This window comes from Haloarchaeobius litoreus, from assembly GCF_024495425.1.
Taxonomy (GTDB): Archaea; Halobacteriota; Halobacteria; order Halobacteriales; family Natrialbaceae; genus Haloarchaeobius; species Haloarchaeobius litoreus.
Window position 1 is genome coordinate 862,312 of the sequence record NZ_JANHJR010000003.1, and the last position, 14,101, is coordinate 876,412.

Consider the following 14,101-nt stretch of genomic DNA (forward strand, 5'->3'; position numbering starts at 1 on the left):
AATCATGAATAACTATTCACAGACAATCAAGAAAACCGGCACGCTACTGCTGGTCGCAGCGATCATGCTGCAAGCCTCGGTGGCTCCGGTCGCCGCCGACCCAGGCGACGCCGCGACAGGCGCAGAATGCAGTCTGCGCGGGTCTGCTGGGTTCTGGGGTGGATTCCTCGGAATCGACGTGAAGCAATGCCAAACGCCGGCTGAAACAGTTGCGCAGACACACGCTGATACCTACACACAGGGCTTGTCAGCGTTTGACAAGCAGAAGTTGTCTACAACAAACTATCAGAACCAGCTGAACCACAGTCGGAATACATGCCTGTGTAAAGTGAAGGCTGACGTCATCGAAGCCCTGCAAAACGGCACATCGAAGACTGCTGCGAAAGACAAGGTCAACGAGACGATCGACAGTCACTACGCAGCAATCCAACACAACGTCATCCAGTCTCACGCCTCACAAACCTCAGAGCTGTATTACGTGATGGCGACAATCCAGAACGGCGAATTGTACCAGACGATGTGGACTGACAACGACGGTGGCAGCGACTATGGGCTGAACTACCAGATCGATTCGTCCGAGACATTCGGGACAGTGAACCGGACGGTGAATCTCGTCGACGGTAACACGACAGAAATCAATGCTGTCTATGTCCATGATAATGGCGCCAGCACGACGTTCAACCCATTCAATTCTAGCCTGTCAAGCGCTGACCGGGACGAATCCCTTTGGATGTTCGAACCCGGGAAAACGTACGCAAACTATGACAATAACGCGGAGAACGCAGACTATCTCTACCACGAGCAGTCGTGGGCGAACGTCTGGGATGCTATCCAAGACGAACATGATTACGTCACGAACAACAGCATGCAGTACGTCGAGGACGTCTACGCGAATTACAACGCCAGCGACTTCAGCGATACTGACGCGCAGGAACTGCACAGCGCGTGCAGCCTGAACACGCTCGGCACCGACACGGACTCCACAGGAAGCCTCTCCTGGGCTCGCGCTGCGGCTGCGACGGCTGGGTACGACACGAACGTCAACAACAGCTTCGTTGTGACCTACACCCCTGCTTCGGGTGAAACGTTCGTTGGTGACACCTCCGTTACTGCATCGACGCCAGATCTCAACATGACATCTGTGTCGATTGGTGCGAACGCGATCGTGACCGGCACAGAGTCGTTCAGCGTTGACCTGGACGGTACGAACATCTCGTCACCACAGTTGGTGCTTCACAGCACGGCTGACGACAGCGTGATTACGTCGGTACCGCTCACCGATGGGAACGCTGACGGAACGTACAACGGTGCCCTCACCGCAGGGAACTACAGCACGCTCACAAACGGTGACACCGTCACCGCGAGCGTTGAAGCGACCGCAAGCGGGACTGCGACCCGGATTGACATCGGGACGTGGACGTACGCTCCGAACGGCGGAGCAAGCGTCGAGCTTGATGGTGCGCTGTACACCGACTGGGCGCCGGCTGTGACGAACAGCTCGTTCACAGTGAATCAGACGTACGACACTGCCAACGCTGGCGGTGAATCCGTCATCTTCCTCGATAGCGATGGCGTGAACAAGGGCTACCACACCCTTGACGGCACGTTCACCATCAATTCGATGTACAATCCGACCACCGGCGAATCGGTGAATTCCACGACGCTCGAAGACTACAACACCCAAACCACGGACGCTTCCCTCACGCTCGAGGAAGTCGAGAAGATCCTCGACTACCGCCAGCAATACCGGGATAATTGGAATCCGACGGTGACGATCGGCGGCGGGGACGGCCTATTCAGCGGTCTCGGCGACGCGCTCGGCGTCGGCGGGATCATCATCGTGGTCGTGATTGGCGGTGCAATTTACCTCTACCTCCAACAGAACGGCGGTGGTGGCGGAGGTTCGGGCGATACGTACGTCGTCACATCCGGCAAGGGTCGGGGTGGTAACAAGTAACCGAACTCCTCGGTTTTGTTCGCAACCTATATTGCAATTTTTTGGGGTGTGTGGCCTTCTGGGCCGTGTTTTCCGCCACACGCGTGGGTAATAGACCGGTTGGCGGTTTCCAAGCCCAATCGGGGTTCGATTCCCCGGCACCCCACTCCGGCGAGCGTCTCCGCGTTCGTCTCCCTCCAACAATGAAACGAAGCAAACAAACCGCAGCAATACTGCTAACCGTCGCCCTTCTCGGGGCGCTAGCGGCACCAGCAGCAGCAGTTGCGCCAGACAACAACAGCAGTACAGATACACCAGACAACGACACAACCACAACAACTCCCTCGCCCCCAACAACAACCCCTGAAGATAACGGAACCGACTCTGACGATGGCGATGAGACAGTGCACGTCGACGCAGGTTCCGACCAATCTCCGGGTGGGATTGTGGTGAACGTCGGTGACGGCAATGGCGACGAAATCGACACAAGTGACAGGGCGGCGCAGGTCGGGCCGAACGTCGTCATTCACGACTACGGGTACGTGAAAGGCGAAGACAAAGCCTGGTTCGAACTCACCGTGAAACGCCCATCGGGTGTTGAGCTGGCGTACAGGGACGTGTTCCGTGGGCTCGACACTCGACAGTCTTCGCAGAAAATCGTCACCGGCACCGTCAACACCTACAGCCTCGATGAAGGTACGTATCGCGTCGAGGTGCCTGCGACCAGGTATGATGGCGGTGCACGCGTGACGCTCGGCGCAGGCGAAAATTACGCGACAATCCCCATCAACACGCCCGGAAATGGCCAAACCGTGCTTGACCGGCTAGTGTCGCTCGGGCTCGCGCTCGCCGCAATCGGCGCGTTCATGGCCGGAATCATCGTCAGAGTCGGGTACAAATTCTACCGGAAGCAGGAAACCGGCGACCCCGAAACGCTCGACGGCACGAAAATCGAGGGCGGGACGGTCGGTATCGACCACAGCGAAACCAGCGGGGGTGATGGTCGATGAGTGACGCTTACGAAGACTACACAGAAGGCAGGAAGCGGACGAAATGGGATGCTGTAGCCGATGTTGTTGTCGGGTACAAGCGCTACATCGCCGGTGCACTACTCGTGCTGCTGATCGCGGGGAATCTCGGCTGGATCGACCTCCCACGCGTCACCTTCGCGCACTGGTTCGTCGCCCTCGCGCTTGCCGCAGGTGCGACAATTGGCTCCTCAGCCGTGTTATACGAACTCCAGGACTATCTCGACGACCGGCGCATCAGACTGTCTCTCGCGCCTGTGAACAGCGGGGTTCACGACGTTATCAAAGTCCCTCGGAAGACGTTCTCGAAGTTCCGTGTTGTCGGCACGAAATTCCCGGATAGAAGGCTGATTACGGGAGGGAAGGTGCTTGTTGCTCGCGCCATCGACTTCGACAACCAGGTGATTGTGCCTGCGCAGGAGTTTGACGACGACAAGTACCCCGACGACTTGGACTTGATCGGTGACGATGCCGATGGGGCGAAAATCGCCCAATACCGCGAAGCGCTCCTCGAGGACGCCCGTGAACGCCAGCGCATCACGGTCGATGAAGAAGTGATTCGAGAGTCTGCGATGGGGGACGCCGTAGACATGTTCTCGAAGGCACTCAGAGACGTCAGGGATGGCGATATCAACCTCCAGCAGATGGACGACCAGCAAGTCGCGGTGCAGGCTGAACAGCTGATTCAGGACGCTGCACAAGCCTCTGTAGACGATGCTGATGGGGGCGATGAGTAATGAGTGACGCACAGAACTGGACGGCCACAGACCTCCAGCAAGCCCTCATCGAGAAGGCCAGCAACGGCGAAGTCGGCGCTCCACCAGAAGTCCTGAGCGCGCCGACGAGACAGACAGCACTGGCCCTCGCCAACTACGTCCTCTACTACAACAGCGACGACCCGGAGAACCCAGACGACATCGAAGAAGACGGTATGTACCAGCTGCTGCTCAGTCGTCTCGAGACGCTGACCGCTCATGAAGCCGTGCGGTCGGGAGACGTGTCCTCGATGCGCGGTATCGCGGGTGCGCCGACCGGAGACGGGGACACAGACACCAGCAGCTGGCGCGCCGCGGACATCATCACGCGCGATCTGTGGAAGCCAGACGACCGCGACAATATGCTGAACATGATCCTATACGGCCCTACTCCCTCCATTAAGAAAGGGTCGAACACCGGTACTGGGAAGTCAGACTTCGCATACACACTCGCCGAGGGCGGGCGGCGTGCCTACAACGGAGAGCTGGAGATCGCGACGAACAACGACACAGACCCGTTCAAGCAGGTGGAGAAGTGGAGTGAAGCCGAAGAGTGGATGCAAGAGACGGATGGCCCGAAACTTCTGATTCTCGACGAAGCAGCCCAGGGCTTGAAACACCAGGACATGAGTGCAGGGGACGTTCTCGGGCTGGCTATCCGCCTGATGCGGAAGTACAATTGCCACCTCGTGCTGATTTCGCACACGGGGAAGGACATCCCGAAGGACATCCGCCGGCAAGTCGTGTACGCCAGGAAGGAGGACAAGAAGGGGGCGAAGCTCGGGAACAAATTGGAGGAAGACCCGAGTGGAGAGATGCGAATCAAGAACGTCGAGTACGAACTCGGTCGCATCCCACCCACCAACATAGAATACGACAGCTATGACGATAAGGGCGAGTTCGAGTGGGACATCGACGGTGAGGACGAGGAAAAAGAGGTTGTCGATGAGAAACCGCAGTGCCAGGCTGAAACGAATTCAGGGAGTCAGTGCCCGAATGATGCGAAACATCCGTCCGGTGACCCCTTGGTTTGTGTGAATCACCGGCATAAGTTGGATGAGATTGTCGAGAACGAGTGATTCGCTTTCGCTTCGCGTGCGCACACGTGGTCGCCCGCGCATTGAGTCGCGGTACACCCCCCTCCCCCTCATGTTGTTTTAAGAATTAGCTGAAACGACAGCCACCAGTGCGAGGAACGCTGTACCGGCTACGAACAGTCCGATCATGATATGGAAACCGCTGTCCCAAACGAGTCGCTCGTAGAGTGGGATCGCGAGCATCGTGTTGTTCACTACCGCGAAACCGAGTGTCGATGCGTAAACGGGCAGTGCAAGCGCGCGGTAGTCGCTTGGAAGGATTCGATACCCAGCGTACAGAATTGCCAGCACAAGCAAGACCCGGGGGAATAGAGAGGCGAGAGTGAGCTCGTGAGCAGTCACACCCATGGCTGAGAGCGCCGAATCCACCAATTCGAGATAGCCTTTCGTCGCTGGATTCACCTCGCCCACACGCGGGTTCGACTCGCTTAGTTCTCGAGCGAGGGACAGAGCGGCATACGTAGACGCTGCGTCACCGACGGCGAGTGCGGTGATCGCAGCCCAGAGCGCACGCGAGTGCGATTCGAGCGTACGGACGAAGCTGTGGAAGCGGGGGAAAAGCTGTGTTTGGTTTTTCGATTGGAATGTTTTTGTTGACATACCACACGATAGTGTCTCACTAGGTTTAATTCAAACGGGAGGGCTGGGAATTATCTTCAGGCAGAGAAAGTGACGGGCATAGCCACCGCGAGACGACTCTGTCGGTGAAAAACGCGGTTCTGCCGGGAACACAACAGGTATCCCTAAACCGCAGTAAAAACGCCCCACGTCCGGGATTTCAATGGTTCCGAAAGACGGGCGGAAATCAGGGACGGAGCGTGTGCATCGGTTTGTACGCCGTGGCTGGTTTAGATGACGCGGTTCTGGAGGTAGTCGAGGTGCTTCGCGTTGTAGACGATCTTGACCTCGTCGGCGGTCGGGGAGCCGATGCATGTCAGGCGCACGTTCTTCTCCTCGACCTCCTCGTCGGAGAGGATCTGCTGCATGTCCATGTCGATGTCGCCCTCCATGACGATGGCGGCGCAGTTCGCACACGCGCCAGCGCGGCAGGAGAAGGGCCAGTCGTAGCCCTGGGCCTCCGCGGCCTCCAGGATGTACTCGCCCTGGTTGACCTCGAGGGAGCCGTAGTCCTCGTCGCCGAGGTCGGCGTCGGCGGCCTGCTCGAAGAGGTCGTCGTCGTCCATGTCCCAGCCGTGGTCGTCCAGCACTTCGTAGTTGAGGTATTCTACCGTGGGCATCACCCGACGGTTGGTTCCCCCTACCCTAAGAACTTGCTGTTCTGAGCCTCTCGAACATGTAGAATAATCCTGACAGACCGCTCCTGCCGTCGGCCACTACCCGTAGATGGGGAACACCGAGAACAGCAGGAACGACGCCGCCGCGGAGATGCTGGGGGTGAGTATCCACAGCGAGATGACGCGAGCGGTCGTCCCGGGGTTGAACAGGTCGCTCGCCTGGAGCTCGTCCGGCTCCTCCTCGCCGATCCGGGCGACCTCACCGCCGGGCTCGTCGGCACTGAGGGCCCCGCTCACGCTCTTCTTCGTGGCCACCTGCTCGGGAGCCTCGCCGCTGACGGCCTTCCCGGCTGCCTCGGTGAGCGTCGTCGTGCGGGTCGCGCGTCCCCAGCCGAGCCCGACGATGGCCATCGTCGCCGAGACCGCGAGCGAGGCTGGGATGCCGATGGCGGAGAGGAACGTGATGATGCTCGCGCTGACCACCTCGACGATGAGCGCGGCGAGCAGCGGCAGGTCGGTCAGGTCGTTGCCGACCGTGTCGAGGGTCCGTCGAGCGATGGTGAACGCGCCGAGCCCGATGGCCCCGCCGGCGAGCAGGATGCCGGGTTCGAGCCCGAGCTCGCCGCTCCCGACGAGTGGCGCGACCGCGTTCGCGACGTTCGACGCGCCGGCCGAGAACGCCATGTAACAGCCGATGACGACCACCATCACCTGGCCGACCCGCTGTTTCGTCGTGACGTTCCCGTCGGCGTCGGGTTCGAGGTCGACGTTCGAGGCGAGGTAGGGGTAGAAGTACCGGCCGACGACGGCACAGAGCCAGAACGCGACCACGGGGGCGATGAGCCACCACGAGATGATCTCGCCCATCTTCTCCATGTTCAGGCTGCCGCTCGCCGCACCGAGGCCGGCGATGGCTCCGACCGCGGTCATCGACGTGGAGGCCGGGACGCCGGAGAGGTTCGAGATGAGCAGGGCGAAACCCACGAAGAACAGCACCGCGACGCTCGCGGCCAGCGTGAACCGTGCCTGGGGGACGATCTGTCCCCCCATCGTGTTGACGACCTCCCGGCCGACGGTCCACCCCCCGAGCAGTGCGAACCCGGTCATCAGTCCGGCCGCCAGCAGCTTCGAGAGCGTCCCGCTGCCGACGGCCGGGCCGAACGCGACGCCGGTCGACGACCCACCGATGTTGAAGCCGACGAACACGGCGACGGCGATACCGACGGCGAAGAGGAGTTCGACCATGTTTACCACGTCGTATGGACACCCATCTTAAAATGGTGGTCCATGGGTCGCACGGAGCCCCGCGGCCCGGGTGACCGTGGCTCAGAGCGACGGGACGAACCGGAACAGCAGGAACGCCGCGACGGTCGCCAGCACCGGCACGATGTTCTGCATGGCGATGACACGGGCGGTCTCGCGCGGCTCGAACAGGTCGCTCGTCGCCGGGAGGTCCTCGGGGTCCTCGTCGCCCATCGGCGGGACCTCGGCCGTCTTCCCCTCCTCGACGCCCTCCGGCCGGGGGTCTGCGACCGTCGGGACGCTCTCGTCCTCCGCATCGGCCGCGAGAGCGCCGACGTTCGGGCGCTGGGGACGCTTCGGCCGCTGCCCCTCGACCGTATCAGCGAGCCGGACCGTCCGGGTCGCGCGTCCCCAGCCGAGCCCGACGATGGACATCGTCGCGACGACGACGAAGCTCGCGGGGATGCCGATGGCCGACAGCGCGGTGATGATGCTCGCGCTGACCACCTCGACGACGAGCGCGGCGAGCAGCGGCAGCTGGGTGAGGTCGTTGCCCATCGTATCGAGGGTGCGCCGTGCGATGGTGAACGCGCCGACGCCGATGGCCGCCCCTGCGAGCAGGATACCGGGCGTCATGGCGACGTACCCGCTCCCGACGAGCGGGGCGATGGCGTTCGCGACGTTCGACGCGCCGGCCGAGAACGCCATGTAACAGCCGATGACGACGACGAGTGCGGTGCCGACGAACTCACGGCGCGTCGTCCCGGGACCGAACACCGGCCGCGGAACCGCGCCGGAACGGTCCAGCACGAGCAGCGAGCCCTCCGTCTGGCCGACCGCGAACCGTTCGACCAGCGCGGGGTAGAGGTAGCGGCCGACGACCGCGCTGACCCAGAACGCGGCGACCGGCGCGACCACCCAGTAGCTCACGATGGTCAGCATCACGTCCACGTCGAGGTTGCCCTGGGCCAGCCCGAGCCCGGCGATGGCACCCACGCCGGTCATCGACGTCGACGCCGGGACGCCGACGAGGTTCGAGAGGAACAGCGCGAAGCCGATGAAGAACAGCACGGCGATGCTCGCCTCCAGCGTGAACGCGGACGACGGGACGATGCGCCCGCCCATCGTGTCGACGACGTTCCGGCCGACGGTGAGCCCACCGAGCAGGGCGAAGACGGTCATCAGCGCGGCGGCTCCGGCCTTGGAGACGACATCGCTCCCGACGGCCGGGCCGAACGCGACGCCGGTCGACGAGCCGCCGATGTTGAACCCGACGAACGCCGCGACGACGAGACCCACGACGAGCAGTGCTTCGACCACGAGCACATCTGGGGCTCGATATTACTTCAAAGATTGCGTCGATACGTCGGACGGTGAACCGGGACCGTCGCACTTACCTCCCGCCGTCGCCCACCCTCGGCCATGTTCCCCGAGTTCGAGGTCGTCCCCGCGGTCGACGTGCAGGACGGCGAGGTGGTCCAGCTGGTCCAGGGCGAGCGCGGCACCGAGAAGACCTACGGCGACCCCGTCGCGGCGGCCGAGCGGTGGGTCGATCAGGGCGCGCGGACCCTCCACCTGGTCGACCTCGACGGCGCGTTCGAGGGCGAGCGCGCGAACGCGCCGGCAATCGACGCCATCCTCGACGCGGTCGACGTGACCGTCCAGCTCGGCGGCGGCATCCGTACCGCCGAGGACGCCGTGGACCTGCTCGACCGCGGCGTCGACCGGGTCATCCTCGGCACCGCCGCCGTCGAGAACCCCGACATCGTCGCCGAGATCAGCGAGCAGTACCCCGACGGCGTGCTCGTGAGCCTCGACGCGAAAGAAGGCGAGGTGGTCGTCTCGGGGTGGACCGAAGGGACCGGGCTCGACCCCGCCGAGGCCGCCGGCCGGTACGAGGACCTCGGCGCGGCGGGCATCCTGTTCACCGACGTCGACGTCGAGGGTCGGCTCGACGGCGTCCAGACCGAGCCGGTCCGGCGGCTGGTCGAGGCGGTCGACATCCCGGTGGTCGCGAGCGGCGGCGTCGCCACGCTCGACGACGTGCGTGCGCTCCGTGGCGCGGGCGCGGCGGCCGTCGTCGTCGGGAGCGCGCTGTACGAGGGTCGGTTCACGCTCCGCGAGGCGATGGCCGCCGTCGAGTCGTCGTAGGCGACGCCACGGAGCGTACGGAGCCCCCGCTGTCAGGCGGTAGAAGTGTGGTGTTGGTGTGGGAGGAGGGCGGGTGGTTCAGGGCGGTCCCCGGGACGGATGCGCGGTCAGTCGTCGCTCCGGTCGCTGCGGTGACCGTGACCGACGACGAGCGTCCCGAGGTTCAGCCCGAGCAGCACGAGGAACGCCTGCACTTCTGCGGTCGAGTCGATACCCGACACGAGCAGCGAGAGGTACGCGAACGGTAACACGACGGCGAGCCAGAAGCACGCCATCCGGAGCTGTGCAACGACCGCGCTCACGCTCAGTCGCTCGCTGACGGGGCTCGGAATCGAAGGGAGTTTGTTTGGAGTTGCGGGGACCATATCGGGGACACCTGATTCGCATCCATTCCTACAGTCGGGAGCATCATATAACGGGGCGAGCCTTTCGTCTATTTCGACCCGTTTTATCGTGAATGCTGACGTTTTTCGAAGCGACGAGAGACGTTTTGATGTTTTACAACCGGTTCTAAGGCCGTAAGCCAGAATCCTGCGTCTGTCTCCTACGGTCCCCGTTCACGGGGGGGAGCGCGTCCGACCGCTGTGGTCGCCGGTGCAGTACGCGGACCCATCCGTCGCGCGGGCCAGTACGCGCCGACCGTAGGTGTAGCCTGCGGCGAGCGCAACGGCTTTGCCCGCCCGGTGGTTGGGTTCCGGTATGAGCGACCGAAGCGCGGCCGTCTCGCGCGAGACGGCCGAGACGGAGATCGACCTGACACTCGTCGTCGACGGCGACGGCGACAGCGAGGTCGACACCGGCGTCGGCTTCTTCGACCACATGCTCGCCTCGTTCGCCAAGCACGGGCTGTTCGACCTGACCGTCCACTGCGACGGCGACCTCGCTGTCGACGACCACCACACCGTCGAGGACGTCGCCATCGTCCTCGGCGAGGCGTTCGCGGAGGCGCTCGGCGACAAGCGCGGCATCGTCCGCTACGCCGACCGGCAGGTGCCACTCGACGAGGCGGTCGCGGGCGTCGTCGTCGACGTCTCGGGCCGACCGTACTTCGAGTTCGACGGCGAGTTCTCCCAGCAGTCCGTCGGCGAGTTCACCAGCCACATGGCCGAGCACTTCGCGATGTCGCTGGCGATGAACGCCGGCCTGACCCTGCACTGCGAGGTCGACGGCGACAACGCCCACCACGAGGTCGAGGCGCTGTTCAAAGCACTGGCGCGGGCACTCGACGACGCGACGCGGGTGGACGAGCGCCGGAGCGACACGCCGAGTACGAAGGGCGAGCTGTAGCCCGAGTCGACAGTTCTTTCGCGTCGCCTGTCGTCGGTTCCGACAGGCATGTTCGACGAGATCATGGAGAAGTTCGAGGGCTCTCCCAGCCAGCAGGCGGTCATCCGGCTGCTGCTCGAGCGCGGCTTCTCCGTGAACGACGAGGGGCGGGTGGTCTCCGGCGGCATCGAGATCCCCAACACGGGCATCGCCCGCGAGATCGGCGTCGACCGGCGCGTCGTCGACTCCACGACGGACGCCATCCTCGACGACGAGGAGCTGCGACGCATCTTCCAGAACATCTCGCAGGTGCCGAGCCTGATGGACCTCGCGCCCGTGCTCGACCTGACCGTGCTCACCGTCGAGGTCTCCGACGCCGAGCAGCAGGGCATCGTCTCGCAGGTGACCGGGCTGCTCGCCGACCACGACATCTCCATCCGCCAGACCATCAGCGAGGACCCCGAGTTCACCGACGACCCGAAGCTCCACCTCGTCACCGACCAGTCGCTCCCCGGCGACCTCATCAACGAGATCCGCGCGCTGCCGTTCGTCCGGAAGATAGAGCTCCAGTGACCGGCCGTCAGTCCGCGCCGTCGCGGCCGTGGCTCTCCGCGGCCGGGGACCGGACCACCTGCAGCACGCCGTGTGCGTGCTCGTCACAGAGGAGCATCGACGGCTCGGCGGCGGGTTCGTGCTTGATGACGTCCCGCCCGCCGTCGCTCACGAGGTGGGGTCGATTCTCCAGAATCGCGATGTAGCCGTCCCGTTCACAGACCGCGCAGCCGTCGCTGTGCTTCCAGAGGCCACGGTTGAGCGACTCGCCGAACTCGTCGAGCGCGCAAAATCGGCAGAATCCACCGACGGTCAGTCCGCTCCCCCGGTCCTGCACGACGTAGTCGAGTGCGTGCCGTGACCCACAGGTCACGCAGGGTCGATTAGTGGGGGGAGCGCCGTCCATGCGTTGCCAACCACCTCGTCCGATTATAGTAAACCTAACTGTGTATTTCTGAAAATAACAGTACTAGTATGCTACTCGTGTCCGGCAGCTATGATTTGGCACCTAACTAGTTGGGCCAAAGAGTCGCGTTAGAAAGCCCCTAGAGACCGTTCACAACTAACTGATTCGTCAAATCACCCGTCTCGGACCCCTTCGTTTCAACTGGAACAACTTATCCACATCGTTGTATTACAGTTCTCAGACACGGTTATGTCAACGTGTGTCACGATGCCGACCGTTCGACCGGCACTGCGGCTCGAACCGACGCGCTATTGGGCTCGGCGACCCGTGTTCGGGTATGGACGAGAACGTCGAGGTCGCCCTGCGCTTCACCGCGGCGCAACTCGCGGCCGCGACCGCGGGCATCCACCTCTGGATCGGCCTGCGGCCGCTGGTCCTGTACACGCAGGCGGGTCGCCCCTTCACCGACCCGCGACAGGCGCTGTTCGTGCTCTCCTCGATTGCGGTGCTCGTCGGCATCGGGCTGGCCGCGTACGGCTTCCGTCGTGACTACGTCTACGGACTCGGCATCGTCCTCGCGCTGACGTACATCGTCGGCTGGCTGCTGCTCGGCGGCCACCCCGAGGGCACCGAGATCATCGCCTACGCCTGGGAGTCCACCGGCCACACCCACGGCTCGCCGCTCGGCACGCTCGTCGAGCACCTGTTCGGCTCCATCTGGCTCGTGACGACGAAGACCATCGAGACGGTGCTGCTCGGCATCCTCGTCGTGCTGCTGTACCACGAGCGGTTCGGCGACGACACGGCCGACGGCACGACCGACGACACCGGTGACGCCGAAGCGGAGGCGACCCCGTGACCGGGGAGCCCTACCTGACCGTCGCCGAGCCGGCCCGCACCTCCTTCACGGTGCAGGGCTCCGAGTTCATCGGCCACATCAGTCCCGTCGAGAGCGTCGCCGCCGCGGAGGAGTTCGTCGACGACATCCGCGCCGAGTACGACGACGCGACCCACAACGTTCCCGCCTACCGGGTCCGCGCCGACCCGTTCCGCGAGTGGGCCAGCGACGACGGCGAACCCTCCGGCAGCGCGGGGAAACCCGCCCTCAACGTGCTCCAGGGGCAGGAGATTGAGAACGTCGTGGTCGTCGTCACGCGCTACTACGGCGGCACGAACCTCGGCGTCGGCGGCCTCGTCAGTGCCTACGGCCAGTCGGTCAAGGACGCGCTCGACGCCGCGGGGGTCGTCGAGGAGCGCCCCCACGAAGCCGTCGGCATCACCGTCGACTACGACGATTCGGGCACCGTCCGGAGCATCCTCGAGAGTGCAGACTGCGAGTTCGACGCCGACTACGCCGAACGCGTCAGCTTCGACGCTCGGGTGCCCGTCTCGGAGGCCGAGGCGCTCCGGGACCGGCTCCGCAGCGCGACGAGCGGGCGCGTCGAGCTGTCGTAGCCCCTCGGGGACGGACGGTGTACGCAGCAGCCCACGTCGTTCGGTGAATCCAGTCGGCGGTAGTCGGTGATTACCGACACGATAGGGCCTGCTCCTCCTCGTACTTCACGAGTAGCATGGCAGGCAAGCTGGTCGATTCGAGGCCGTCAGGCGGCACCGACACCCTGGTTCCGGAACGCGTGCTCCGTCACCGGCGACGGCACACAGTGATTCGTGCGAATCTCGATGAGACACATCCGGTCGTGCAACCGGTCAGACATCGATATATCGCCACTTCCGTCCGGGTCACAGCCTCGTCGATCGTCCGTCCCGAACGAACCCGCACAGCTAATGCGTGGTACTAGATAACACTACACATGGTAGAGCTGGCTGTACCGGATGGCGTGAGTTCGGACGACCCTACCTACGTCGAGAACCCGGTCACTGGCGAACGGTTCCGGTTTCACTCCAGCCCCGCCGATCCGGAGACCGACCCGCTGGCGCTCGATATCTGGGCGACTCCCGAGATGTCGCCGCTTGCCGAACACGTCCACGCGAAGCAGGACGAGACGTTCGTCGTGAACGACGGCACCATCGAGGTGCGCCGGAACGGCGTTGGGTCGGAGTACCGCGAGGGTGAGGCGGTGACCATCGAGGCCGGGACCCCACATTCGTGGACGAATGCCGGTGACGCACGACTGCACCTGACAGTTCGCTTCCAGCCGGGGTTGCAGACCGAAGCCTTCCTCCGCGATCTCGCCGCCCTCGCTCGACGCGGCGAAGTCGGGAGCGACGGGGCACCGTCGTTGCTTCAGGTCGCAGCCCTCTACGATGCCTACGGGTACGAGTTGCTCCACCTGGCGAGCCCACCGCTTCGTCTCCAGAAGGTTGTGTTCGGAGCATTGGCTCCGCTCGCGAGTGCGCTCGGCTATCGTGCCAATCCAGTCGAGGCGGTGACCGGGCATCGACAGTAGGGAAGCCAGCGACTGCGGAGCGTGA

At 63.6% G+C, this 14,101-nt stretch carries 16 protein-coding genes; 10 read left to right on the plus strand and 6 right to left on the minus strand.

All coding sequences use genetic code 11. The features are described 5' to 3' along the window. Nucleotides 1-4: 4 nt before the first annotated feature. The 4 genes from NOW55_RS16785 (at nt 5) to NOW55_RS16800 (ending at nt 4,798) form a co-directional block, all read left to right on the plus strand. Nucleotides 5-1,957 carry an Env/VP5 family phage fusion protein gene (locus NOW55_RS16785; protein WP_256401259.1) on the plus strand — a complete coding sequence of 651 codons (1,953 nt, stop codon included), beginning with the start codon at nt 5-7 and terminating at the stop codon, nt 1,955-1,957. Between the two features lie 182 nt (nt 1,958-2,139). Beyond that, nucleotides 2,140-2,946 (plus strand): DUF8063 family protein, encoded by an 807-nt coding sequence (locus NOW55_RS16790; RefSeq protein ID WP_256401260.1) that lies wholly within the window; start codon nt 2,140-2,142, stop codon nt 2,944-2,946. Then, nucleotides 2,943-3,701 carry a hypothetical protein gene (locus NOW55_RS16795; protein ID WP_256401261.1) on the plus strand — a complete coding sequence of 253 codons (759 nt, stop codon included), beginning with the start codon at nt 2,943-2,945 and terminating at the stop codon, nt 3,699-3,701. Before NOW55_RS16790 ends, NOW55_RS16795 begins: the two co-directional genes overlap by 4 nt. Further along, nucleotides 3,701-4,798 (plus strand): P-loop NTPase family protein, encoded by a 1,098-nt coding sequence (locus NOW55_RS16800; protein WP_256401262.1) that lies wholly within the window; start codon nt 3,701-3,703, stop codon nt 4,796-4,798. The genes NOW55_RS16795 and NOW55_RS16800 overlap by 1 nt, the downstream gene beginning before the upstream one ends. Before the next feature lie 78 nt (nt 4,799-4,876). Here the strand turns inward: NOW55_RS16800 and NOW55_RS16805 are convergent, their stop codons facing one another. The 4 genes from NOW55_RS16805 to NOW55_RS16820 form a co-directional block, all read right to left on the minus strand. Next, nucleotides 4,877-5,416, minus strand: a complete 540-nt coding sequence (locus tag NOW55_RS16805) for a hypothetical protein (RefSeq protein ID WP_256401263.1) — start codon at nt 5,414-5,416, stop codon at nt 4,877-4,879. A 248-nt stretch (nt 5,417-5,664) separates the two neighbouring features. Continuing rightward, nucleotides 5,665-6,054 (minus strand): ferredoxin Fer, encoded by a 390-nt coding sequence (gene fer / locus NOW55_RS16810; protein WP_256401264.1) that lies wholly within the window; start codon nt 6,052-6,054, stop codon nt 5,665-5,667. Nucleotides 6,055-6,150: 96 nt separating this feature from the next. Continuing rightward, nucleotides 6,151-7,296, minus strand: a complete 1,146-nt coding sequence (locus NOW55_RS16815) for an inorganic phosphate transporter (protein WP_256401265.1) — start codon at nt 7,294-7,296, stop codon at nt 6,151-6,153. A gap of 81 nt (nt 7,297-7,377) precedes the next feature. After that, a complete protein-coding gene (locus NOW55_RS16820) occupies nt 7,378-8,613 on the minus strand; it encodes an inorganic phosphate transporter (RefSeq protein ID WP_256401266.1) in 1,236 nt (411 codons plus the stop codon). A 102-nt stretch (nt 8,614-8,715) separates the two neighbouring features. Here NOW55_RS16820 and hisA point away from each other — a divergent pair, with 102 nt between their 5' ends. After that, the gene (gene hisA / locus NOW55_RS16825) at nt 8,716-9,444 is read left to right on the plus strand and encodes a 1-(5-phosphoribosyl)-5-[(5-phosphoribosylamino)methylideneamino]imidazole-4-carboxamide isomerase (protein WP_256401267.1); all 729 of its coding nucleotides are present in this window, start codon (nt 8,716-8,718) and stop codon (nt 9,442-9,444) included. A 107-nt stretch (nt 9,445-9,551) separates the two neighbouring features. Here hisA and NOW55_RS16830 read toward each other — a convergent pair whose 3' ends face one another. Further along, nucleotides 9,552-9,809, minus strand: a complete 258-nt coding sequence (locus tag NOW55_RS16830; protein WP_465260943.1) for a DUF8028 family protein — start codon at nt 9,807-9,809, stop codon at nt 9,552-9,554. Between the two features lie 334 nt (nt 9,810-10,143). Between NOW55_RS16830 and hisB the strand changes: the two genes are divergently transcribed. Both hisB and trpY read left to right on the plus strand, forming a co-directional pair. Next, nucleotides 10,144-10,731: an imidazoleglycerol-phosphate dehydratase HisB gene (gene hisB / locus NOW55_RS16835; RefSeq protein ID WP_256401269.1), complete on the plus strand. Its 588-nt coding sequence runs from the start codon at nt 10,144-10,146 to the stop codon at nt 10,729-10,731. A 48-nt stretch (nt 10,732-10,779) separates the two neighbouring features. Further along, nucleotides 10,780-11,283 (plus strand): TrpY family transcription regulator, encoded by a 504-nt coding sequence (gene trpY, locus NOW55_RS16840; RefSeq protein ID WP_256401270.1) that lies wholly within the window; start codon nt 10,780-10,782, stop codon nt 11,281-11,283. Nucleotides 11,284-11,290: 7 nt separating this feature from the next. Here trpY and NOW55_RS16845 read toward each other — a convergent pair whose 3' ends face one another. Beyond that, complete coding sequence (locus NOW55_RS16845) at nt 11,291-11,668, minus strand: hypothetical protein (protein ID WP_256401271.1); 378 nt, start codon at nt 11,666-11,668, stop codon at nt 11,291-11,293. 337 nt (nt 11,669-12,005) lie between these two features. On the opposite strand from NOW55_RS16845, the gene NOW55_RS16850 reads away from it, so the two are divergent. The 3 genes from NOW55_RS16850 (at nt 12,006) to NOW55_RS16860 (ending at nt 14,076) form a co-directional block, all read left to right on the plus strand. After that, nucleotides 12,006-12,527 (plus strand): hypothetical protein, encoded by a 522-nt coding sequence (locus tag NOW55_RS16850; RefSeq protein ID WP_256401272.1) that lies wholly within the window; start codon nt 12,006-12,008, stop codon nt 12,525-12,527. Next, nucleotides 12,524-13,123, plus strand: coding sequence for an IMPACT family protein (locus NOW55_RS16855; protein WP_256401273.1), 600 nt, complete (start codon nt 12,524-12,526; stop codon nt 13,121-13,123). Before NOW55_RS16850 ends, NOW55_RS16855 begins: the two co-directional genes overlap by 4 nt. A 356-nt stretch (nt 13,124-13,479) precedes the next feature. Continuing rightward, nucleotides 13,480-14,076 carry a cupin domain-containing protein gene (locus tag NOW55_RS16860; protein ID WP_256401274.1) on the plus strand — a complete coding sequence of 199 codons (597 nt, stop codon included), beginning with the start codon at nt 13,480-13,482 and terminating at the stop codon, nt 14,074-14,076. Nucleotides 14,077-14,101 lie beyond the last annotated feature (25 nt).